General features: G+C 70.9%; 17 protein-coding genes. 14 read left to right on the top strand and 3 right to left on the bottom strand.

Going from position 1 to position 22432, the window contains the following annotated elements; translation table 11 throughout:
* Nucleotides 1-9: 9 nt before the first annotated feature.
* The 8 genes from ABZX61_RS10375 to ABZX61_RS10340 all read left to right on the top strand — a co-directional run bounded on the left by ABZX61_RS10375 (nucleotide 10) and on the right by ABZX61_RS10340 (nucleotide 11790).
* Nucleotides 10-1029, top strand: a complete 1020-nt coding sequence (locus ABZX61_RS10375) for an LLM class F420-dependent oxidoreductase (RefSeq protein ID WP_355193284.1) — start codon at nucleotides 10-12, stop codon at nucleotides 1027-1029.
* Nucleotides 1026-2033, top strand: coding sequence for an ABC transporter substrate-binding protein (locus ABZX61_RS10370; protein WP_355193282.1), 1008 nt, complete (start codon nucleotides 1026-1028; stop codon nucleotides 2031-2033). Before ABZX61_RS10375 ends, ABZX61_RS10370 begins: the two co-directional genes overlap by 4 nt.
* On the top strand, nucleotides 2030-3127 hold the full coding sequence (locus tag ABZX61_RS10365) for an iron ABC transporter permease (RefSeq protein WP_355193280.1): 1098 nt from the start codon (nucleotides 2030-2032) through the stop codon (nucleotides 3125-3127). The genes ABZX61_RS10370 and ABZX61_RS10365 overlap by 4 nt, the downstream gene beginning before the upstream one ends.
* Nucleotides 3124-3867: an ABC transporter ATP-binding protein gene (locus ABZX61_RS10360; protein ID WP_355193278.1), complete on the top strand. Its 744-nt coding sequence runs from the start codon at nucleotides 3124-3126 to the stop codon at nucleotides 3865-3867. Before ABZX61_RS10365 ends, ABZX61_RS10360 begins: the two co-directional genes overlap by 4 nt.
* Nucleotides 3864-5582: an ABC transporter ATP-binding protein gene (locus ABZX61_RS10355; RefSeq protein WP_355193276.1), complete on the top strand. Its 1719-nt coding sequence runs from the start codon at nucleotides 3864-3866 to the stop codon at nucleotides 5580-5582. The genes ABZX61_RS10360 and ABZX61_RS10355 overlap by 4 nt, the downstream gene beginning before the upstream one ends.
* Entirely contained in the window at nucleotides 5579-7345 is a 1767-nt protein-coding gene (gene cydC, locus ABZX61_RS10350) for a thiol reductant ABC exporter subunit CydC (RefSeq protein ID WP_355193274.1), read from the top strand. The genes ABZX61_RS10355 and cydC overlap by 4 nt, the downstream gene beginning before the upstream one ends.
* Before the next feature lie 2369 nt (nucleotides 7346-9714).
* Nucleotides 9715-10830, top strand: coding sequence for an AbrB family transcriptional regulator (locus ABZX61_RS10345; RefSeq protein ID WP_355193272.1), 1116 nt, complete (start codon nucleotides 9715-9717; stop codon nucleotides 10828-10830).
* Nucleotides 10831-11112: 282 nt separating this feature from the next.
* Entirely contained in the window at nucleotides 11113-11790 is a 678-nt protein-coding gene (locus tag ABZX61_RS10340; protein ID WP_355193270.1) for a response regulator transcription factor, read from the top strand.
* Between the two features lie 3 nt (nucleotides 11791-11793).
* On the opposite strand, the gene ABZX61_RS10335 is transcribed toward ABZX61_RS10340, so the two are convergent.
* Nucleotides 11794-13083 carry a HAMP domain-containing sensor histidine kinase gene (locus tag ABZX61_RS10335; RefSeq protein WP_355193268.1) on the bottom strand — a complete coding sequence of 430 codons (1290 nt, stop codon included), beginning with the start codon at nucleotides 13081-13083 and terminating at the stop codon, nucleotides 11794-11796.
* Between the two features lie 86 nt (nucleotides 13084-13169).
* Between ABZX61_RS10335 and ABZX61_RS10330 the strand changes: the two genes are divergently transcribed.
* From ABZX61_RS10330 to ABZX61_RS10315, 4 genes are read left to right on the top strand one after another with little or no spacing between them, the layout of a single operon-like run.
* Nucleotides 13170-13763 (top strand): hypothetical protein, encoded by a 594-nt coding sequence (locus ABZX61_RS10330; RefSeq protein ID WP_355193266.1) that lies wholly within the window; start codon nucleotides 13170-13172, stop codon nucleotides 13761-13763.
* Nucleotides 13745-14413, top strand: a complete 669-nt coding sequence (locus ABZX61_RS10325) for an ABC transporter ATP-binding protein (RefSeq protein ID WP_355193264.1) — start codon at nucleotides 13745-13747, stop codon at nucleotides 14411-14413. The genes ABZX61_RS10330 and ABZX61_RS10325 overlap by 19 nt, the downstream gene beginning before the upstream one ends.
* On the top strand, nucleotides 14410-15087 hold the full coding sequence (locus tag ABZX61_RS10320) for an ATP-binding cassette domain-containing protein (RefSeq protein ID WP_355193262.1): 678 nt from the start codon (nucleotides 14410-14412) through the stop codon (nucleotides 15085-15087). Before ABZX61_RS10325 ends, ABZX61_RS10320 begins: the two co-directional genes overlap by 4 nt.
* Entirely contained in the window at nucleotides 15081-17606 is a 2526-nt protein-coding gene (locus ABZX61_RS10315) for an FtsX-like permease family protein (protein ID WP_355193260.1), read from the top strand. Before ABZX61_RS10320 ends, ABZX61_RS10315 begins: the two co-directional genes overlap by 7 nt.
* A 4-nt stretch (nucleotides 17607-17610) precedes the next feature.
* Here ABZX61_RS10315 and ABZX61_RS10310 read toward each other — a convergent pair whose 3' ends face one another.
* A complete protein-coding gene (locus ABZX61_RS10310; protein ID WP_355193258.1) occupies nucleotides 17611-19413 on the bottom strand; it encodes a glycosyltransferase in 1803 nt (600 codons plus the stop codon).
* A gap of 263 nt (nucleotides 19414-19676) precedes the next feature.
* Nucleotides 19677-19847 (bottom strand): DUF305 domain-containing protein, encoded by a 171-nt coding sequence (locus ABZX61_RS10305; protein ID WP_355194053.1) that lies wholly within the window; start codon nucleotides 19845-19847, stop codon nucleotides 19677-19679.
* 598 nt (nucleotides 19848-20445) lie between these two features.
* On the opposite strand from ABZX61_RS10305, the gene ABZX61_RS10300 reads away from it, so the two are divergent.
* Nucleotides 20446-20844, top strand: coding sequence for a hypothetical protein (locus ABZX61_RS10300; RefSeq protein WP_355193256.1), 399 nt, complete (start codon nucleotides 20446-20448; stop codon nucleotides 20842-20844).
* A gap of 172 nt (nucleotides 20845-21016) precedes the next feature.
* Entirely contained in the window at nucleotides 21017-22243 is a 1227-nt protein-coding gene (locus tag ABZX61_RS10295) for an MFS transporter (protein ID WP_355193254.1), read from the top strand.
* Nucleotides 22244-22432 lie beyond the last annotated feature (189 nt).

Genomic DNA, 22432 nt, shown 5'->3' with positions numbered 1-22432 from the left:
CCACTGAAGATGAGGATCGGACTGGCCCTCGGATACCACGGGGAGCCCATGACGGAGATCCTGCCGCTGGTCGAACACGCCGACCGGATCGGCGTGGACTCGGTGTGGAGCGTGGAGGAGTACGGCGCGGACGGCGTCAGCGTGCTGGCCTACCTGGCGGCCAGGACCGAGCGGATCAAACTCGGCACCGGCATCCTGCAACTGGCCGGCCGCACCCCGGCCAACACCGCGATGACCGCGCTGACGCTGGACATCCTGTCCGAGGGCCGGCTGCTGCTCGGCCTGGGAGTGTCGGTGCCGTGGATCGTGGAAGGCTGGCACGGCGTCCCGTACGGCAAGCCACTGGCCCGCACCCGCGAGTACGTCGAGATCCTGCGCAAGGCGATCCGCTGCGACGAACGGGTCACCCACGACGGCGAGTACTACCAGCTGCCCTACCACGGCCCCGGCTCCACCGGCCGCGCCCGGCCGGTCAAGGCCCTGCTGGACCCGGTCCGCACCACGATCCCGACCTACCTGGCCGGAATCGGGTCCGGCATGGTGCGCCTGGCGGGCGAGATCGCCGACGGCTGGCTGCCCGGCTTCTACTCGCCCGAACGCGAAACGGCCATCACCGCCCCGCTCGACGAGGGGCTCAAACGCGCCGGCCGCGATCCGGACGCCGTGGACATCGCCGTGATCACCCACGCCGTCCGCACCCGCGACCTCGACAAGGCCCGCAACGAACTGCGCCCCCTGTACGCCGCCTACCTCGGCCCCGACGTCCCCGGCGTCCGCAACACCTACTTCGACCTGGCCCGCGAGATCGGGTTCGAGGCCGAGGCCGAGACCATCCGCACCCACCACCGCGAGGGCCGCCGCGCCGAGGCCGTCGCAGCCGTCCCTGACGCGCTGCTGGACGAGGTCGCCCTGCTCGGGCCGCTGCCGCGGATCGTCGACCGGCTCGCGGCCTGGAAGGACTCGCGGGTCGGCACGCTGGCGCTCATCACCCGCGACCGTGACCTGCTGGAGGCGGTGGTGTCCGCATGAGGCGGCTCCTGATCCTGGCGATGGCCCTGACCCTGACCGCCTGCGCACAAGCTCCCGTCGCCCAAGAGGCCAAGCCGGCCGCAGCGCCGCAGGCCGGCTTCCCGGTCACGATCGAGAACTGCGGGCGCAAGCTCACCTTCGACAAGCCGCCCGCCAAGGTCGTGACCGGCTACCACCCCGCCCTGGAGACCCTGCTCGCCCTAGGCCTGGGCGACCGGATCGCCGGACGCACGAACTTCTCCGAAAGCCCGTTCCTGCCAGGGCAGAAGGAGCAGTACGACAAGATCCCGGAAATCTCCGACACGATCATGCTGCCGCAGAAGGAGATCATGCTCGCCCAGGGCGCGGACTTCGTCCTGGACAACGCGATGGCCAGCTTCGACGCCGCCGGCGGTTACGCCACCGTGGAGGAGCTGAACGCGGCCGGCACCCCGGTGTACATCCTGGGCGGCTGGTGCAACCCCGAGCAGGTGCTCCAGTTCACCATCGACGACACCTTCGCCGACCTGCGCAACCTCGGCGCGATCTTCGGCGTCCCCGACCGCGCCGCCACGCTGATCACCGAACTGCAGGGCAAGCTCGCCGACGTCAAGAAGCGCGTCGCCGGCCGAACCCCCGTCAAGGTGCTGGCCACCGACGGCGGCAAGGGCCCGGTCAACGCCTACGGCGGCGCCGGCCTGACCAACCAGATGATCACCCTGGCCGGCGGCGTGAACGTGCTGGCCGACGTCAAGGGCGACTACACCGAGGTCAGCGCCGAGAAGATCAGCGCCGCCCAGCCCGAAGCGGTCATCGTCAGCGACTACGCCACCCTGCGCGGCGAGAAGATGCCGAGCTCACCGGCCAAGGCCGCCGAAGCCTTCGCCATCGCCAAGAACAGCCCGGCCGCCAAGAACCAGCGCTACCTCGCCCTTCCCGTCGCAGCCCAGCACCCCGGCTACCGCAACATCCTGGCCCTCACCGACATCGCCCGCTTCCTGCACCCCGACGCCTTCACCCAGTGACCAGCACAACCCAGCAGAACCCGGCCCAGACCGGACTCGTACCCAAGAGCCGCCGCGCGAGCCGATTCCTCCTGCTCGTCGCCGCGCTCCTCGTCGCCGTCGTCGCCTCCACCTGGCTGGCGGTGAGCATCGGCGCCGTACCCGTCGCCCTGCCCCAAGCCTGGGGCATCGTCGCCGACCACCTCATCCCCGGCGTGGTGCCACACACCTGGACCCCGGTGCAGGAACAGATCGTGTGGGAGTTCCGGCTGCCTCGCGCGCTACTGGCGCTCCTGGTCGGGGCAGGGCTGGCCGTGGTCGGGGCAGTGCTGCAGGCGCTGGTACGCAACCCGCTGGCCGACCCATTCCTGCTCGGCGTCTCCTCCGGCGCCTCGTTCGGCGCGGTATGCGTGTTCGTGCTGGGCGCCTCGGCGCTGGGCGGGCTGTCGCTGTCGGCCGCCGCCTTCGCCGGTTCCCTCCTGGCGCTGGGGCTGGTGTACGCGCTGGCCCAGCGTTCCGGCCGGATCACCCCGTCGCGGCTGGTGCTGGCCGGGGTGGCACTGGCGTACCTGTTCCAGGCCGCCTACAGCTACGTCCTGCAACTGGCCCAGAGCGGGCGGGCCGCGCAGCAGGTGCTGTTCTGGTTGATGGGCAGCCTCGGTGGCGCCCGCTGGGAGACGCTGCCGCTGCCCACTGTCGTCCTGGCCGTGGGGCTGGCGTACCTGCTGTTGCAGCACCGGCCGCTCAACGCTCTCACCGCCGGGGAGGAGACGGCCATCTCGCTCGGCGTGCACGTACAGCGCTTCCGGCTGTCCCTGTTCGTGCTGACCTCGCTGCTGGTCGGCGTGCTGGTGGCCACCAGCGGCGCGATCGCCTTCGTCGGCCTGATCGTGCCGCACGCCGCCCGGCTGCTCGTCGGCGCCGACCACCGCCGGGTCCTGCCCGTCACCGCCCTGCTCGGGGCCGTGTTCCTCCAGCTCGTGGACATCGCCGCCCGCACCGTCAACGCCCCACAGGAACTGGCGCTCAGCATCGTCACCGCCCTGTTCGGCGTGCCGTTCTTCCTGTGGCTGCTGCGCCGCCGCTCCGTCGACCGGGCGGTGAGCGTCACGTGAAGCTCGACCTGCGCGGCGTGTCCGTCGCGCTCGACGGCCACCCGATCGTGCACGAGGCCGACCTGCTCGTGGACGACGACGAATTCGTGGGCCTCGTCGGGCCGAACGGCTGCGGCAAATCCACCCTGCTCCGCACGATCTACCGGGCCCTGCGCCCCACCGCCGGGCTCATCACCGTGGACGGCGACGACGTGCACCGGCTGCCCGCCCGCCAAGCCGCCCAGCGCACCGCCGTCGTCGCCCAGGAGACGCCGGCCGACCTGGACTTCACGGTGGCCGAGATCGTCTTCATGGGACGCACCCCGTACAAAGCCGACGCCGCCACCGACGAGGAGCTGTGCGCGCGGGCGCTGGACCGCGTCGGCCTGGCCGGCGCCGCCGACCGCATCTTCGCCACCCTGTCCGGCGGCGAGAAACAACGCGTGCTCCTCGCCCGTGCCCTCGCCCAGCAGACCCGCCTGCTCCTGCTGGACGAGCCCACCTCTCACCTGGACATTCGCCACCAGCTGGAGATCCTGCACCTGGTACGCGAGCTGGGCATCGCGACCCTCGCCGTCCTGCACGACCTCAACCAGGCCGCCGCGTTCTGCGACCGCCTCTACGTCATGAACGCCGGCCGCATCGTGGCCGGCGGCCCGCCCGAACAGGTCCTCACTCCCGAACTGATCTCCCAGGTGTACGGCGTGCGCGCCGTGCACCGCACCCAGCTCGTCTTCGAACGGCTCAAGGAGGAGCAGTGATCTCCCGACTGCTGGCCCTGTCACCCTCGATCCGGTGGCGCCTGGCCGGACTCGTGATGCTGCTGCTGTCCATCACCGCCACCTACGTCGGCCAGGGTGTCCTCGTCGCCCAGGCCCTGTCCCGCATCTTCGCCGGGCGAGGGCCGGGATCGATCGTGTGGCTCGTCGCCGCGGTTGTCGCCCTGCAACTCGCCCGCAGCATCGCGCTGGCCGTCCGCGACGGCGTCGCCCTGCGAACCTCGGGCGCGGTCAAGGCCGAGCTGCGCCGCCGCCTGACCGCCAAGCTGCTGCGGCTCGGCCCCGCCCACGCCCAGCGTGGACGTACCGGCTCGACCCAGACCACCCTCGTGGACAGCATCGAGACCGCCGACGCCTACGTCGGCAAGTTCCTGCCCCAGATGATCGCCGCCGTCATCGGCGCGATCGCGGTCACCGCGTACCTGTTCACCCTGGATCCGCTGGTCGGCGCCGTCGTCCTGGCCTGCGCGCTGCTCATGCCCGTGCTACCGCTGGCCTCGGACCGCGTGCTCAGGGGCCGCAACGCCGCCTGGTTCCGCAGCTACAAGGGCATGTACGCCGAGAACCTCGACGCGCTGCAGGGCATGGCCACGCTCAAGGCGTTCAACGCCAGCGGCCGGCGCGGCGCCGAACTGGCCCGCCTGGCACAGGCGTTCTGCCGCGACTCGATCCGGCTCATGGCCATCGTCATCCTCTACGTCGGCGGCGTCGCGCTGATCATCGGCCTCGGCACCGCCGTCGCCCTCGGCGCTGGCGCGCTGCGACTGGCGGCCGGTGAGCTGACCGTCACCGAATTGCTGATCATCCTGCTGCTCACGGCCGAGAGCTTCCGACCGCTGAAGGAACTGGAGGCGGCCTACCACTCCAGCTACAACGCCGTCCCCTCGCTCAAGGCCGTCTTCGAGATCCTGGACACCCCGGAACCCACGCAGGGCTCCACTGCACTCAGCCTGGCCGGACCGCCCTCGCTGACCTTCGACGACGTCCTGTTCAGCTACCCGGGCCGTGACCGCCCCGCCCTCGACCACTTCTCGCTCGACATCGCACCAGGCGAACGCGTCGCCCTCGTCGGCCGCTCCGGAGCAGGCAAGACCACCGTCGCCACCCTCCTGCTGCGCTTCTTCGACCCCTTCGGCGGCCGGGTCACTGTCAACGGCATCGACGTCCACGACCTGCCCCTCGACCGCCTGCGCGCCCTCGTCGCCGTGGTCTCCCAGGACACCTACCTCTTCCACGGCAGCGTCCGCCGCAACCTCGCCCTCGCCCGTCCCGACGCCACCACCGCCGAGTTGGAAGCCGCCGCCCGCGCCGCCCAGGCCCACGAGTTCATCACCGCCCTGCCCGACGGCTACGACACCATCGTCGGCGAGCGCGGCCTCAAGCTCTCCGGCGGCGAACGCCAGCGCATCGCCATCGCCCGCGCCCTGCTCAAAGACGCCCCCATCCTCGTCCTCGACGAGGCCACCTCCAGCGTCGACGCCGCCAACGAGTCCGCCATCCAGCACGCCCTCGACACGCTGTCCGGCGGCCGGACCACCCTGATGATCGCCCACCGGCTGTCCACCGTCCAAAGCGCCGACCGGGTCATCGTCATGGCCGACGGCCACATCGAAGAAGCCGGGCCACCCACCGAACTGCTGGCAGGCCAGGGCGCGTACGCCCGGCTGGTCGCCGCCCAGAACGGAGCGACCCGATGACCACCCTGACCGCGACCACCGTGCCCGCCCGCACCGGATCCCGGGTCCGGCCACTGCTCGCCCTACTCGGCCCGTACCGGCCGCTGCTCCTGACCGCGATCGCCAGCGGCATCGCCCACCACCTGGTCGTCCTCGCCTCCGCGGGCGTCGGCGCCTGGGTCGTCAGCCGCGCCATCACCGGCTCGACCGCCGACGACCTGCGCGGCGGCCTGATCACCCTCGGCCTCCTCCTGCCGCTGCTCGCCCTCACACCCTGGCTGGAGTCCTACCTCGCCCACGTGGCCGCCTTCCGCGTGCTGGCCGACGTACGCGGCCGCGTCTACGCCGCCTTCGAACGCCTCGCCCCCGGCTACCTCCTCCAGCGCCGCTCCGGCGACCTCGGCTCCGCCGCCATCTCCGACGTCGAACAACTAGAGCTCTGGTTCGCCCACACCCTCAGCCCCCTCATCAGCGCCGCCACCGTCCCCGTCGCCGCACTCACCGCCCTGGCCGCCTTCCACCCGACCCTTGCCCTGGCGCTGGCGCCCGCGCTGATCCTGCTCGCCCTCCTGCCCTCCTGGCTCCGCAAACGCGCCGCCGCCCAAGGCGTGAAACTCCGCGCCCAGATCGGCGAACTCAACGCCGAAGCCGTCGACACCCTCCAGGGCCTGCGCGAACTCCTCACCTCCGGCGCCGGAACCCGCCAACTCGACCGCATCGGCGACCAGGACCAGCAACTCCTCGAAGCCAAACTCGCCCACGGCCGCCGCTCCGGCCTCGAACACGCCGTCACCAACGCCGCCACCACCCTCGGCCTGCTGGCCGTACTCGTCACCGCGGCCCTGCTGGTGTCTGCAGGCAGTCTCCAACCGGCCCTGTTCCCCGTCGCCGTCGTCCTGGCCGCCACCACGTTCGCACCGGTCATCGCCGTCACCGACGTCGCCCGCGACCTCAACCTCGTCATCGCCGCCGGCGACCGCATCATGACCATCCTGGGCACTCCGGCCCCGGTCACCGACCGCGTCACCGCGCCACCACCGGGCCCGATCGAGCCACGCATCCACTTCGACGACGTCCGCTTCCGCTACACCCCCCACCTCCCCGAGGCGATCAACAACGTCACCTTCGGCATCGCCCCCGGCCAGACCGTGGCGCTCGTCGGCCACTCCGGCGCCGGCAAGTCCACCTGCGCCAGCCTCCTCATGCGCTTCTGGGACGTCACCGCCGGCACGATCACCATCGGCGGCCACGACATCCGCGACTTCCCCCAGGAAGACCTACGCCGCCTGATCACCCTGGTCCCGCAGGACGTCTACCTGTTCAACATCTCCCTGCGCGACAACATCCGCCTCGGCCGCCCCGACGCCACCGACGAAGAGGTGGAGACAGCCGCCCGCGCCGCCCACGCGCACGAGTTCATCACCGGCCTGCCCGACGGCTACGACACCCTGCCCGGCGAACTCGGCGCCCGCCTGTCCGGCGGCCAGCGCCAGCGCATCGCCATCGCCCGCGCACTCCTCAAGGACACCCCCATCCTCATCATGGACGAGGCCGTCTCCAACCTCGACGCCGAAAGCGAGCAGGAGGTCGCCGCAGCCATGTCCGCGGCCCGCCACGACCGCACCACCCTGATCATCGCTCACCGCCTGTCCACCATCCGCACCGCCGACCGCATCGTCGTCCTCGACGACGGCCGAGTCGCCGAAACCGGCGCCCACGCCGAACTCATCGCCAGAGCAGGTGCCTACACCCGCCTGCTCGCCACCCAACTCCCTGATCACTGACACTCCGTACCGCCTCTGGGTGCTTGCTGGGTCGCACTGACGCGCCCGAGCGGGTGCTGTTCGTCGCGAGCGGCTGGGAATGGGCCGACATGGAGGAGCAAGAAGAAGGTCGGCCTCATCGCCCAGATCGACGCGGGCCTGCCGAACGCCGGGCAGCGCATGGACGACTTCCGCCGGGTGCTCCTGGGCGCCCGTCGGCCGTCGACGGCTGCTACATCGGCTATCCGGACGTTGACCTGAACGATTGCCGAGGGAGGAGACCGACCGCTGGTCCACGCTGTACTACGGGCCACACTACGAAGCGTTGTAGGGACCGCTGGGACCCGTGACATCTTCCGCCACCAGCAGTGGCCTATCGAGCTGTCGCCCCAGACACTGACAAGGTGAGCGGTCTGCGAGACGGAGGTCAGTTCCCTACCAGATGTAGTAGGGCTGCTGGCGGATCCCGTCAATGATGATCGCCAGTTTTGAGAAGGCGTGCCGGGGGCGGCCTCCCCCCGAATGCCGCCCCCGGGCGTCCCACGCCTCAAGCTCATGGGCTGAGGCCCGGCTACGTGAGTAGCAGTCTTTCGCCGGGCGGCCTCTCCGTCTGTGATGGAGCTGGGAACGGCCGCAAAGTCAGCATGCGGGTTCGTGATGGCGGATACGTGGCGCGCCGGGCGGGAGCGAGGCAGGTAGTGCGCACTTTTGACGTTCCGGGCAGGTCTCTTGCGGTTTGCAGCCCTTTGGCTGGTTAGGCGCGGGGGAGACGGGCTGTCTAGCGGCAGGCAACGCCGCAAGCCAGACAGCCCGTGGTGCGGGCAAGCCCCCTCCCCGGCGCCTCGCCCGCGAATCCTTCATATCAGTTACGAGGCAATCACGGAATGTAGGCGCGTGGCGGCGTGTGGCGTCGGCGCATAACGACGCCTGCCCGCTGCGAGGAGGCGGCGGAAGGCCGTAGCGCGCGGGGCTATTGCGGCACGAAGGCATGAAAGGAATGGCCCTTGAGTTCCTGAGCGCCTGCGCCTCTCGTTGCGGTCGACCTTGGCAGGCATCACGTCCCGCGTGGTGGTGCCTGGAGTTAAGATCGGCGTCAGGCTGTGGCCGGAGGGTAAACGGGCCCGTACGTGCTGGGCACTTGGTGCGGAGGCGTGGCTGTCGTTGCATCTGGGGCGGGTGGCTGTGTCGCCGCTCCGCCTGCTGCAGCAGCGGTTCGTGGATCCGGTGCCGGGAGGTGCGGGCGCAGGCGTTCGGGCTGCAGGGTCGTGGTCTCGTTGGCCCTGGCGGGTGCGCTGGGCTCGGCGAGGAGGCCGGTCAACACCTCCGATCGACGATGCTTCTGCGTTCGATGATGCATTGGAAACCGTTGGCGAAGTTCGAGCCGCTGTGGACGTTGTTGCTGTTCGGGGAGCCCTTCGCGAAGGAGAAGTTGCCGCTGTTCACCTGATGGCCCTTACTCCAGTAGTTGCCGCTGTTCCAGGAGTTGCCCCTGCCCCTGTGATTCCTGTTCGGCATCGACATCGCGGTCGTCGACAACATCAGCCCGAGACATGCCACGACCGCTCCTATCTTGCGCATACTCACCGTTGGTCTCCGAGCCACTGGGAACTATTAATGGTGTTGCCGCAGAGAACGCTGAGGAGCGTTCTTATTACGGTAGTGAGGTCCGCCCCGAACAGCAGAGTGAGCATCGACTCTTCGCCAGGCGGCCCAGAGGCTGATGGGGCGGGCCCGGTCAGCAACGCGCCGCATCCCATTTCGGCGATCCAGACGAATGGCCTCAACGTTCTCCCGCCATCATCACGATATGCCTGCTCGACTAACACTAAGCAATCATTGACAACATACAGTCATCGTGCCATGTGGGCAGGGTGAGGAGAGGCCGCGTGTCGGAGCGGTCAAGTTGGGGTCCGAGAGCGGGTGCGCCTGGTGGGCCCCTAACGTCGCACGGGGCATGGCGGAGGGACGCGCTGGAAGGGCGGGTGGGCCGCCATGATCGCATCGCGCGCTGATACCGTTGCTTGTCTGATGTTGACGCCACCGGAGGAGATGGACTCCACCCAAATCGGCACCTGGACAGACGAGGATCCCAAGAACAATGGAAGCATCCGGAATGGTGGCAACTTCCGGGGCTGGGGCCGTCAGCGAACAGCGGAAGCTTCGTCCATGCGGACGGCTCCGGGCCCAGCGGCAACACCTTCGGCGGCGGTAATTCACCAACGAGCCTCAGCGGATCGTCGAAGGGTAGCAGCATCAGGGAAGGCCCACTGACGCCCTGGCTGAGGGCAGCGACGAAGCTCTGGCAAAGGGCACAGAGCTGCACAGCGCGCCTGACCACCGCAGTCGGCGCTTAACCTGGCCATAACGTGCTGGTTACTACCCTGCGTGACATGCGAATCCCGCCGCGCTTTCGCAGCAGCGGTATCGCGTCTCGGGGGGCCGGCGTCGTCCTATGGGCCGTGATGTTGTGCGTCATGGTGGTGGCCGGAGAGCTGGGAGAGCCTGCGCTGCCTTCCCCGCACATGCTGATACCACTGCTGCTCGGGCTGGTCATGGCCGTCACCGGCCTCGTACGCGACCGCCCGCCGGCGCCGCTCCACCGGGCCTCGCAGGCCCTGCTCGGCGTGCTCATGGGCACTTACCTGAACGTCTCGGCGCTGAGCCAGGTCGCGGGGTCGATCGCGCCTTTCATCGTGGTGACCCTGATGACGCTGCTCATCTGTCAGGGCGCGGCGTGGGCGATGGTCAGATTCAGCGGGGTGGACCGTGCCACGGCCACCCTCGGCATGATCGCCGGTGGATCGGCGGCCGCTGTCGCGTCCGCCGGGGACCTCGACGCCGACGGCCGGCAGGTGGCCTTCATGCAGTACCTGCGGCTGGGGTTGGTCGTGGCGAGCACGCCGATGCTCCTGCAGGTGATCATTCCGCCCCGGACAAGGCAGGCAGGTGAGCCGGACGCCGCGGGCCCCTGGCACCTGGTTCATGGGCATGACCAGGCCCTGGGCTTGATCGTGCTCGCGGCCATTGCCGTACTCGGCGTGCTGGTGGGGCGCCGCCTGAGATTGCCGAGTCCCGCCTTGATGGGGCCCATGCTGCTGTCCGCCGCTGTCACCGTGACTGGCATCGCGCACGGAGTGGCCCCGGAGGGGATGCTGCGATCGCTGCTGTTCACCATGATCGGTCTCGACGTCGGCCTGAGATTCTCTCGCCGATCCATGAGGAGCCTGCGCAGGCTCCTGCCCACCGCACTTGCCTGCACCATAGTCGTCAGTGCTGCCTGCGCTGGCATGGCGTGGCTGCTTGCCGCCATCACACAGATCCCTTTCGGCGACACCTACCTGGCCACCACGCCGGGCGGGATCAATGCCGTTTTGGCCACTGCCTCCTCGGCGCACGCCAACCTGCCACTGATCTCCAGCGTGCAAGGCCTCCGACTGTTCGAAATGGCCTTCCTGGCGCCGCTGCTCATCCGCATCACGCACCGTAAGCGCCATCGCGGCTTTTGAGGGGCATGACCCATTGCTCGGACCGGAGCTACCGCGGCGAAGCGGGATCGCTCTGGTCGAGGCGCGAGCAGTCGCGCCCCATCCTCCTTCCATGAGACTCCGGAGGGTCGTCGCTCCATCACGGTCAGCAGACAGGCGTGGGGGTGAGGTCCACCTTGCCGAGGGTGGCCCACCGGACCAGGTCGCCGCCACCGTCGCCAACTCCAGCGCTTCTACGCCCCCGCTTCAGCGTCTCCTGGCGGCTCAACCACCCTTGACCGCACAGCCCGTACCATCGGGCGCATGACGTGCGTGCTGGTCGTGGAGGACGACCTGGTCATCAGGTCAGAGCTGGTCGAGGCGCTGGCGGCCCAAGGGTACACGGCGGAGCCGGCCGAGTCCGGGGCCGAGGCGATCGAGGCGGCGGGCCGGCATCAGCCGGATCTGGTCCTGCTGGATCTCGGGCTGCCCGACATGGACGGGGTGACCGTGTGCCGGCGGCTGCGGGCGAGCGTACCTGACACGGTGATCGTCGTGCTCACGGCCCGTACGCAGGAGTTCGAGGTGGTGGTGGCGCTCGACGCGGGTGCCGACGATTACCTGACCAAGCCGTTCCGGTTGACCGAGCTGATGGCCAGGATCCGCGCTCATCTGCGGCGGCGCGGGCCGGCGCAGGGGGAGCGCATGATGACCGCGGGGCGGCTGCGGCTCGACGTGCCCGCCCGGCGGGCCTACGTCGGGGAGACGGAGGTGGCGCTGCGGCCCAAGGAGTTCGATCTGCTGGCGGCACTGGTGAGCCGAGCGGGCGAGGTGGTGACGCGCGAGCAGCTCATGGACGAGGTGTGGGACGAGAACTGGTTCGGCCCCACGAAGACGCTGGATGTGCACGTGTTCGCGCTGCGCCGCAAGCTGGCCGAGTATGGCGAGGGGATGGAGCGGATCGTCACGGTACGGGGGCGCGGCTACCGCTACGAGCCATGACCATCACGTGCCGTGGCCGGGCAGCAGCAGGCTGAACAGCGGTGGTCTGGTCCGGCTGAGCACCAGCCTGCCGCCTTCGGCCTCGGCCAGCGAGCGGGCCAGGGCGAGGCCGATGCCGTGGCTGTCGCCGCTGGACCTGACGAACGGGTCGACGCCCTCGGCCACGCCCGTCCCGTGGTCGCCCACCTCGATGGCCAGCCCGGGGCCTACGTCGGAGACGGTGACCGCGACCTCCCCGTGGCCGTGGCGCAGCGCGTTGTCGAGCAGGACGCGCAGGATCTGCCGGACAGCCGCGGGCTGGGCCGTCACCGGCGGCAGCCCCTCGTCGACCGTGATGGTCAGGCGGCGGCCCCGCTCGGCCAGCGCCCAGTGCCACTCCTGCCGGATCTCCTCCATCAGCGCGTCCACATCGAGCTGCTCGCTCGGTACCCGGGTGTCGCGGCTGAGCCGTACGAGATCATCGATGACCTCCTGGAGCCGCTCGCCCCTGGTCAGCGCGGCTCGTACCGCCGGTGCCAGGTCAGCGCCGGGGCGGGACAGGGCGGATTCCAGGCCGAGCAGCAGGCCGGTCAGCCCGGTGCGCAGCTGGTGAGAGACATCGGCGCTGAAGGCGCGCTCGCGGGCGAGCACGTCGCCGAGGCGGCGCGCCGTCGACTCCAGCGCCTTTCCGGCCTGGTCGGCCTCGCGCAGCCCGGAGGAGGCAGCGCGGGCGCTGAAGTCGCCGCCACCGAGCGCCTGCGCGGCGGCGGTCAGCCGCTCCAGCGGGGCGGCGAGCCTGGCCGACTGGCGCACGGCCGCGCCCGCGGCCAGCGCGATCACGATCAGCGCGAGTCCGCCCATCACCAGCCACGCCTCGTGAACGCGCTCCTCGACCTGCGCGTTCGGTGTCGCCACCCGGATGACCATGGCGGTGCCCTCGTCGGAGGGGACCGGCGCGGACACGGCCAGGAAACCGCCCTCGACGGCGTCGTGGACGCGTCCGTCCTTGCTGGAGACGGTCAGCCGGGAGTGAGCGGGGCCGTCGCCGAACAGCCGGGCGCCGGTCACGTTGTAGCCGCCGATGGCCAGGTCGCCCGGCAGGCCGGTGGGCAGTTTCAACGGCGTCCGCGGCTCGTCGGGCACGGCTGCGGCGACCCAGGCCGCGTCGCGTTGCAGGGCCGCCACGGTCTGGTCGTGGAAGAGCAGGCTCACCGCGACCGCCAGCGGCACCAGGAAGAGCGCGACGGCCAGGGCGGTCACGCTCACGATCACCACCAGCACCCGCCGCCGCAGCGGCACGCCCTGCGCTGTCACCCCTCCAGAGTGGCAGACGCCAGGTAAACGCCCCGCTAACCCGCCGCTGAGGGGGCGCTTTCCGGCTCGCTCCTAGCGTGGGAAACATGAAGGTACGGCAGAGCGTCATGGCTCTGGCCATCGCGGGACTGGCGGCGGGCTGCGCAGCTTCGGCACCCGCCGAGTCCACGACGCAGACGCAATCACAGACACAGGCACCACCACCGGCTCCGCAGCCCACGGAGTCGAATCCGCCGGGCGACATCCCGGACAGCACGGTCTTCGTAAGCTACCGGCATACCGGGCAGCCGTACGAGGTGAAAGTGCCCGAGGGTTGGGCACGCACGGACCTGCCCACCGGGGCCGCCTTCACCGACAAGTTGAACAGCATCCGCATCGAGACCAGGCCCGCCGCCACCCCACCGACCGAGGTATCGGTCCGGAACCAGGTGCACAACGGCGACATCCGCACGCTCGGCATGGTGAGCAGGAACGGCGGCAAGGCGGTACGGATCGTCTACCGCGCCGACAGCGGCCCCGACCCGGTCACCGGCAAGGCCGTCAAGGACGAGGTCGAGCGCTACGTCTTCTACCACGCCGGACGCGAGGCGATCCTGACCCTGTCAGGACCGGTCGGCGCCGACAACGTGGACCCGTGGCGCACGGTCTCCGACTCCTTCCGATGGACGACGGCGCCGTGATCCTCCAGGCCGAGGAGCTCTACCGGTTCTACCGGACAGGTGAGGAAGAGACTCGGGCGCTGCGGGGCGTCAGCCTCCACGCCGCTGCGGGCGAGGTCGTGCTGGTCAGCGGCCCTTCAGGGTCGGGCAAGTCCACGCTGCTGGCCTGTCTGGGCGGGCTGGACGACCCCGACGGCGGCACCGTCAGGGTGGCCGGCCACCGCATCAGCCACCGGCCGGAGGCCGAGCGGGCCGCGCTCCGTGCCCGGCTGGTGGGCGTGCTGTTCCAGAGTGGCAACCTGATCGAGCACCTGACGGTAGCGGCCAATGTCGATTTGGCCCAGCGGCTGGCGGGGCGGCGCGACCGGCGTCTACGCGAGGAATTGCTGGCCCGCCTGGGGCTCTCGACCAGGGCACGGGCGTGGCCGAGCGAGTTGTCCGGTGGGGAGTCGGCCCGCGCGGGGCTGGCTGTCGCGCTGGCGAACCGCCCCGCGCTGCTGCTGGCTGACGAGCCCACTGGCGAAATCGACCAGCACACCGAGGCGCCGGTGCTGCGGCTGATCCGCGAGCAGGCCGGCGAGCACACCGCCGTGGTGATCGCCTCGCACAGCCCGGCCGTGCGGCGACTGGCCGACCGCGTCGTGGAACTGAAGGACGGGCGAGCGACATGACCGTGGAGCCGAAGGAGCAGGCGACCGAAACGGCCGCGCTGGTCACCTGCCAGGGTCTGGCCCGGTCATACGGCAAGGGGGCGAACGCCCTGGTCGCCGTGCACAGCGTCACCTGCGAGCTGCGGCCGGGGCAGCAGGTCGCGGTCACCGGCCCGTCGGGGTCGGGCAAGACGACGTTGCTGCACCTGCTCGCCGGGCTCGACCGGCCCACGGCAGGGCGGATCGCCTGGCCCGGTCTCGACGACCACCCGCGCGGCCGCGTCGGAGTGGTCTTCCAGGGGCCGAGCCTGCTGCCGCCACTCGACGTCGCGGAGAACGTCGCGCTGCCGCTGATCATCGCCGGCGTAGGAGACTCCGAGGCCAAGGAGCGGGCGCTGATCGCGTTGGCCACGATCGGCCTGGCCGACCTGGCCGGGTCACTACCCGAAGAGTTGTCGGGCGGGCAGGCGCAGCGCGTCGCAGTCGCCCGCGTGCTGGCCGTCGAGCCTCGCCTGATCATCGCGGACGAGCCCACGGCGCAGCTCGACTCGGACCTGGCCCGCCGGGTGGTGGACCTGCTCACCGGGGTGGCCTCCCGGCTGGAGGCGGCCCTCGTGGTAGCCACCCACGATCCGCTCGTGGCGGCGCGGCTCCCCGCGACCTGGACCATGAGCGACGGAGCGCTGACATGCTGATCCTCATCTGGCTGCGCGGCCTGCTGGCCCGCCGGGCGGGCAGGCTGGCCGCCGCCGCGGCGGGCATCGCGCTCGCCGTGGCCCTTCCCGCCGCGCTGGGCGCGTTCCTGGCCTCCGCCAAGGAAACCATGACGGCCCGCTCGATCCAGCGAGTGGCCGTCGACTGGCAGGTGGAGCAGCAGCCGGGCCAGACCGTGTCCGTCCCGATGCCCGGCACGTCCAAACAGGTGAGCTTCGCCAGGATCGACGGATTCGAGTCGCGGCAGGCCGGGCAGACGCTGACCACGGGCGCGGGCCAGGTTCTCGGCCTGCCTGCCGACTACGCCGCCACCTTCCCCGGCGAGCTGCGCCTGCTCGCGGGCAAGGCGAACGGGCCCCTGCTGGCCCAGCAGACCGCCGCCAACCTGCACGCCCAGCCCGGCGCCACCGTCACCCTGCGCCGTCCCGGGCTGACCGACGCCCCGGTGACGGTCACCGGGGTCGTGGAGCTGCCCGCCGCCGACTCGCTGTTCCAGCGGGTCGGCGCCCCACCGGGCGCGCAGCCGCAGGCGCCCCCCGACAACGTGCTGCTGCTGCCGGAGGCCGACTGGCACCGGCTGTTCGACGGCATCCCGCGCGACCGGGTACGCACCCAGTTCCACGTCCGCATCGGCCACCGGCTGCCGGCCGACCCGGCGGCGGCCTACACCGCGGTCACCGGGCAGGCGCGCAACCTGGAGGAGCGCATGGCCGGCACCGGGCTGGTCGGCGACAACCTCGGCGCCGCCCTGGACGCCGCCCGTGCGGACGCCCTGTACTCGCAGGTGCTGTTCCTGTTCCTGGGCACGCCCGCGGTCGTGCTGGCCGCCCTGCTCGCCGCCCTCGTCACGCGGGCGGGGGCGCAGCGGCGAGCGTCCGACCAGGCGCTGCTGCGAACCCGGGGCGCCTCGCGGGGCGCGCTCGTGCGGCTCGCGCTGGCCGAGACCGCGCTCGTCGGCGTGGCCGGCGTGCTGGCGGGCCTGGGGCTGGCGGCGCTGGCCGGACGGGCGCTGTTCGGTTCGGCGGACGTGTCGTGGTGGGCCGCCGCCCTGGGGCTGCTGGTCGTCGCCGCCACCGTGCTGCCGCCCACGTTGCGCGCCACCACCGTGTCGGCCGCCCGCCGCCCCGTCGGCGGGTCACGCTGCTCGCCCGCCTGGCTGCGGTACGGCCTGGACCTGTGGTTGCTGGCCGGAGCCGGCGTGGTCTTCTGGATCACCGGCAAGGGGGGCTACCAGCTCGTCCTGGTCCCCGAGGGCCTGCCCCAGCTGTCGGTCGACTACTGGGCCTTCGCCGGCCCCGCGCTGCTGTGGGCGGGCGCGGGCCTGCTCATCTGGCGCATCACCCGGACGATGCCCGTCACCTGGGCGGCCAGGCCGCTGGCCGGGAACCTGGCGGGCACCGTGTCCGCGATGCTGACGCGGCAGCGCGCGCCGCTGGCCCGCACGGCCACCTTGGCGGCGCTGGCCGTCGCGTTCGCGGTCTCCACGTCCGTCTTCGACACCACCTACCGCCAGCAGGCGCAGGTGGACGCCGAGCTGACCAACGGCGCCGACGTCACCGTCTCGCAGACGGCCGCCACCCTCGGGCAGCTCGCGGGTGTCCCCGGCGTGAGGGAGGTCGAGCCGCTGCGGCACCGCTTCGCCTACGTCGGCTCCGACCTGCAGGACCTGTACGGCATCCGCCCCGCCACGACCCGCCTGCACGACACGTACGTCTCCGGCGGCACCGCCAGACAGATCCTCGACCGGCTCGCCCGCCAGCCGGACGCGCTGCTGGTCAGCCAGGAGACCGTCAACGACTTCCAGCTCCATCTCGGTGACCAGGTGCGGCTGCGCACCGAGGACGGCGCGACCGTGCCGTTCCGCTACGCCGGCATCGTGACCGAGTTCCCGACCGCGCCGCGTGACAGCTTCCTCGTCGCCAACGCCGCCTACCTGGCCCGCCACATGCCTACCGACACCACGTACCTGATCAGCACCGACGGGACGCCGCCGCACCGGGTCGCCGCCGAGCTGCGCGCCAGGCTCGGCCCGACGGCCAAGGTCACAGATGTGGAGACCACCCGCGAGGTCGTCGGGAGCAGTCTCACCGCCGTGGACCTGTCCGGCCTGACCGCCATCGAGCTCGGCTACGCGCTGGCCCTGGCGGGGCTGGCCACGGGCCTGCTGCTCGTGCTCGGCTTCGCCGAGCGGCGCCGCACGTACGCGCTGGCCAGAGTGCTCGGTGCGACCCCGCGCCAGCTCGGCTCGTTCGTGTGGGCCGAGGTGGCGGTGGTCGGCGTGGCCGCGGCCGTGCTGGGGGCCGCCTGCGGGTGGGCGCTGTCGAAGATGCTGGTCGCCGTGCTCAGCGGCGTGTTCGACCCGCCGCCCGACGCGCCCGCCGTGCCGTGGGCGTACCTGGCCGCCCTCGCGGCCCTCGGGCTGGCGGCGCTGACCGCCGCCGGAGCGGCCACGGTCCGAGCCGCCCACCGCCCGCCGCTGACGGTGCTACGCGACCTGTGAACGATCAGCCGCCCGCTGCCAGCCGCTCCAGCAGAGCGGTCCATCGCCTGCCGATGACGTCGGGGTCGTACCGGTTGGCGGTGGTTAGCGCGGCCGTGCCCATCATGTGGCGCTCGGTCTCGTCGTCGATGAGGCGGCCGATCGCCGTAGCCAGGGCAGCGATGTCCCGCGGGGGGACGAGGAGCCCGTCGTGGCCGTGGGTGATGATCTCGCCGGGGCCGTGCGGGCAGTCGAAGGCGACCACGGGCACGCCCTTGCTCAGCGCCTCCAGGATGGTCATCGGGAATCCCTCGCGGCGGGAGCTGAGCACGAAGATCGACGCGTCGTCGAGTTCGGCGCCGACGTCGCGGGAGGGTCCGGGCAGCTCGACCGAGCAGGCCAGCCCGAGGTCGCCGGCCAGCTTGAGCAGGCGGGCGCGCTCGGGTCCTGAGCCGACGATGCGCAGCGTCCAGCCGGGGTGGGTGGCGCTGACTCGTTGCCAGGCGCGTAGCAGCAGGTCGAAGCCCTTGACCTTGGTCAGGCGGCCGATCGCGATGACGGTCTTGGCGTTCAGGGGAGCGTGGCCGCCGGTGAGTGGCGGCGTGGCGTTGGGGATGCCGAGCAGGTGTCGCGGCGCACGGGAACCCAGGGCCGCCTGGTAGGCGCTCAGGTCGGCCTCGGTCAGGGTGACGAGCGCGTCGAGCCTGCCGTACCTGCGGGCGATCATCTCCCGGACGGAGGGCTGGTGCGAGCCGAAGCCGGTGTGCTCCTGCCCGATCGTGATCACGCCAGGCGGCGCCAGCAGGGCGGCGGCCAGGTTGAGTCCGGGGCGGGTGGTGATCAGGACGCCGGTGCGCAGGCGCAGGAAGCGCAGCAAGGCGAGGTCGGTACGCAGGTCGAACCTGTCGTACGCGGCCTCCTCCCGAGGGATGAGCCTGCTGCGGAACAGGACGCCGCGCGGTCGGCGATCCGTGCGCTCGTCCAGGAAGGTGACGCGAACGCCGGGCGGCACCTCGAAGAAGGGCTTGTCCCTGGTCCTGGTGACGCTGACGATCTCCACGTCGTGATGGGCCGCCAGCGTGCCCGCGAGGTTGAAGGCGGTCCTGATGGTGCCGCCCATTCCGTGCGCGTGCAGCAGCAGGATCTTCACCTGCCGGATGCTACGCGGCCCGGCGCGGCGCGCCCTGCGGCGGTTGTCCGCGCGCAGCAGGGACAATCCGACCCTTCGCGCGTTGAGGACGAGGTGGATGGCGGCCGGGGCCACGATGAGCGAGCCCAGCGTGTCGGTGGGATAGTGCGCCCCGAGATAGACCCTCGCGGCCATTTGACCGGCCACCAGGACGCCGCCCACCGCCACGACGAACCAGAAGCCCCTGGTCTTCCTGGCCAGCAGCGCGACGGCGATCACGATCGACAGGGTCAGGCACACGTGACCGCTGGGAAAGCTGTCGGGACCCAGCTCCCGTACCAGGGCGTGGACCTCCGGGGGCCGGGGGCGGGCGACGATGACCTTGACCAGCGCGCTCATGCCCCATCCCGCGGCGATCACCAGCAGCACGCCGCCAGCGGCGCGGGTCCGTCCCGATACGGCTACACCTACGACGAGGAGGGCGGCCAGGACCATGCCCACAACGGTGCCGAAGCCCACGTTCAGGACCTGCGCCACGGCCGTCGGCCACGGCCCGCGTAGCGATTGCACCGCCTGGCTCACGCTGGTGTCCGCCGCGGTCCACGCGGGTGTGCGCGCGGCGAAGCCGACGACCACCCCCAGGCCCAGGAACGCGGCGGAGACCGGCACCGGGACTGTCGTTCTGCTGCCTGATCTCACGAATGAACGGTACGGAGGGACGTTACAGCGCCCGCTCAGCACTCGGTTAGCGCGACGCTAACCTTCGCACACGACCCGCTTCGCGAGTCCGGTTTCGGGTCAAGCTTAACCTGGTGCCCATGGGGGAAGGCCGGTGTCCGCGTCCGTTCCTGTCATCCCCGGCATCCGGGCACCCTTGGCTGTCGGGCATGCTCTGCTTACCGAACCACTGCGCCAGCCACTGGCGCATCCGCAGCATCTCCGCCCACTGAGAGTCGCGCACTCTACCGGCGAACGCCTGAAACCTGCGGATGCACGGTGTTCTCGAGCATGAACAGGGAGGGGCTCGAGTACCACCGGTCGAACCATCCCTTCATCTTCTCGATCTCCGCGCTCTGCGTTGTCGCGATTGTGGCGCCCAATTGGCGCATCCGCGGCCGGGAAGAGCGCCGCAGCTGTCCTGCGGCGGTGGCGGTGTCCCTGATGGTGGGCCACTATCTGCGTCAGGTGATCGAACTCGTTCGTCACGCCCGACGTCGGTTCCTCAGCTTCATATCCGGCGGTCCTGGTGTTATGTCCGGCCCCATCCTTGGACTCGTGCAAGGTACGCTCATGCCGGTTTGTTGTGGTCCGGAAGGTGCCGGGGTGGGTGGGTTGACCGTAGGGTCTGCGGCGGCGACACCCGTCGCCCTGGCCATCAGGACCGACCGATCGCGATCCCCGTCGTCGCCGAGCATCGTCTCATCGGTTCCCCTTACCTGTTGTGCACTCTTCATCTCCCACGGCAGCCCTGGCGCATGTCAGGAGCTCCGGCGGTCCCTGCCGAGTCGTGGCGGCGGGGTGCGCTGCTCAGAGGGATTGCCCCATGGGCGCACAGCAGGAACGTGACAGCACTCGGTTAGCGCGGCGCTAACCTTTACGCACACGTGGCCGCGCGGATCCGGGGTTCGGGCCAGGATTAACCTTGCGTTATGGCTGGCCGAACCTGCCGCTATCCCACGTTTCCGCAGACTGAAGACGTCAGTACGACGTCAATGCATCGGAGATATTGCAATGCGTAAGTCTGTGATCATCCCCGGACTCGCCACCGTGGCCATCCTCGTGGCGGGCGGCGGAGCTGCCGCGTTCGCCTCCTCCACCGACCAGAGCCCCGCCCCCGCCTCCACCCAGTCCTCCGCCCCCACCGAGCAGGCCCCCGAGAACGAGGCCGCCACGCCCGCGGAGAGCGCGGAGCCCAACGAGGGCACCAAGGAGAACGAGCAGGGCGGCGAGAAGGCCGAAGCTGAAGACGGCAACGACGACCAGGATGGCGAGAAGGCCGAAGCTGAGGACGGCCAGGACGACCAGGGACAGGAGGCCGGCTCTGAGGCGCAGGAGGGCAAGCAGGGCCAGGCGGGCGACCAGAACGAGCAGGAGGACAAGGGCGACGCCTCCGAGCCCGAGGACGGCTGAGCCAGGCGCCGGGCACCTCGAGACTCATCGTGCTGGGGGTGCCCGGCACAGTCCTGAGCGTTCGGCGCTGCTTCGCGGCCGCCACGCCACGTCAGATCAGCCACAGGAAGATTTTTGCGCGTTCTCGCGCGTTCGCAGTGTGCCCGCTGTGGTGCCCGCGGCATCATGCCGCATGCCAAATGTGCAGCTCAGGGGACGATTTCCGGCGGAAGTGGGACGCAACGGGCTGCTGGTTATCGCAGCCAGGGCACTGCGGACCTTCGGGTACGGATGTACCAGCGTGCTCCTGGCCGAGTTGCTCGTCCAGGACGGCGACGCTCCCTGGCAGACCGGGCTGCTGCTGGCCGTGGCCGCCGCCGGTTCGGTGTTCGCGAGCCTGATGCTGGGCCTGTTCGCCGACGTATGGGGACGGCGGCGAACGCTGATCGCGTGCGGCTGCCTGATGGCGGTGACCGGCGTCGTGTTCGCATTCAGCGAGTCCTACCCCGTGCTGGTCGCCGCCGCCTTCATCGGGACGATCTCGCCCTCCACCAACGACAACACCCCGTTCTCCGGGGTGGAGCAGGCGATCCTCGCCCAGAACTGCCCCCCGGCCCGCCATACGGCCATCTTCACCTGCTACAACGTCACCGCCATGGCGTCCGGCGCGCTGGGCGGGCTGGCCGCCGCGGCCCTCGGGCTCCAGTCGTGGACGTCGGCCCCGGACGCCGCCTTCGCCCTGTACGCGGTCCTGGCGGCCGGCACCGTGACGCTGTTCTGGCGCCTGTCGCCGCAGGCCGAGGCACCCGAGACCGCACGACCTGAGCGGAGCGGGCACCGCGTGCGGGTGCCGGGCCAGGTCCGCCTGCTGGCCGGGCTGTCCGCCCTGGACGCCCTGTCCGGCGGGCTGGCCGTCCAGGCCGTGCTGGCCTGGTGGTTCGCCCACCGCTACGGCGCCACCACCACGCAACTGGGCCTGGTGTTCTTCGCCGCCAACCTGCTGCCGGCCCTGGCCCAGCTCACCGCGCCACTGCTGGCCGCCCGGCGCGGCCTGCTGGCCACCATGCTCCTTCCGCACACCGTGGCCAACCTGCTGCTGGCCTGCATCCCGTTCGCCCAGAACCTCGCCACCGCCGTCACCCTGCTGCTGCTCCGCCAGACGGTCTCCAAGATCGACGTACCGGCCCGGCAGGCCTTCACGGCCGCGGTCGTTCCCACCGCGCACCGCACGGCCGCCGCCAGCATGACCAGCCTGGCCCGCAGCATCGCCGTCTCGGCAGCCCCCATCGCCGCCACCACGCTGCTGATCGGCACCCTGGCCACGCTGGGAGCTCCGCTGCTGCTCGGCGCGGCCCTGGGTCTGGGCTACGACCTCGCCCTCTGGCGCGCCTACCGAGGCGCACCCCTGACCGAAGGCTGAGCGTACGACGGCACCACGAGGCGGACCTGCCGACGCGAGCTGCTGAATCGAACCTTCGACCGCTCTTTGATCCCGACATCAAATCGGCCTCGATCATTTCGTTGGACATCCGCCGACGTGATCGGCTCGTAGGTGTCGTGAAGGAATGCTGACACGTGGCTTGACCTGGCCGGATGATTAGTCGGCATC

Source organism: Nonomuraea sp. NPDC003709, assembly GCF_040610775.1.
GTDB lineage: Bacteria > Actinomycetota > Actinomycetes > Streptosporangiales > Streptosporangiaceae > Nonomuraea > Nonomuraea angiospora_A.
Note: the sequence above shows the minus strand (reverse complement) of the source record. Positions and strands in the feature narration are given on the sequence as shown.

Excerpts from the sequence above, each read along its gene's own strand:
- ABZX61_RS10375 (WP_355193284.1), top strand. The coding sequence starts at position 10 with ATGAGGATCGGACTGGCCCTCGGATACCACGGGGAGCCCATGACGGAG.
- ABZX61_RS10370 (WP_355193282.1), top strand. The coding sequence starts at position 1,026 with ATGAGGCGGCTCCTGATCCTGGCGATGGCCCTGACCCTGACCGCCTGC.
- cydC (WP_355193274.1), top strand. The coding sequence starts at position 5,579 with ATGACCACCCTGACCGCGACCACCGTGCCCGCCCGCACCGGATCCCGG.
- ABZX61_RS10345 (WP_355193272.1), top strand. The coding sequence starts at position 9,715 with ATGCGAATCCCGCCGCGCTTTCGCAGCAGCGGTATCGCGTCTCGGGGG.
- ABZX61_RS10340 (WP_355193270.1), top strand. The coding sequence starts at position 11,113 with ATGACGTGCGTGCTGGTCGTGGAGGACGACCTGGTCATCAGGTCAGAG.
- ABZX61_RS10330 (WP_355193266.1), top strand. The coding sequence starts at position 13,170 with ATGAAGGTACGGCAGAGCGTCATGGCTCTGGCCATCGCGGGACTGGCG.
- ABZX61_RS10325 (WP_355193264.1), top strand. The coding sequence starts at position 13,745 with ATGGACGACGGCGCCGTGATCCTCCAGGCCGAGGAGCTCTACCGGTTC.
- ABZX61_RS10320 (WP_355193262.1), top strand. The coding sequence starts at position 14,410 with ATGACCGTGGAGCCGAAGGAGCAGGCGACCGAAACGGCCGCGCTGGTC.
- ABZX61_RS10315 (WP_355193260.1), top strand. The coding sequence starts at position 15,081 with ATGCTGATCCTCATCTGGCTGCGCGGCCTGCTGGCCCGCCGGGCGGGC.
- ABZX61_RS10300 (WP_355193256.1), top strand. The coding sequence starts at position 20,446 with ATGCGTAAGTCTGTGATCATCCCCGGACTCGCCACCGTGGCCATCCTC.
- ABZX61_RS10295 (WP_355193254.1), top strand. The coding sequence starts at position 21,017 with ATGCCAAATGTGCAGCTCAGGGGACGATTTCCGGCGGAAGTGGGACGC.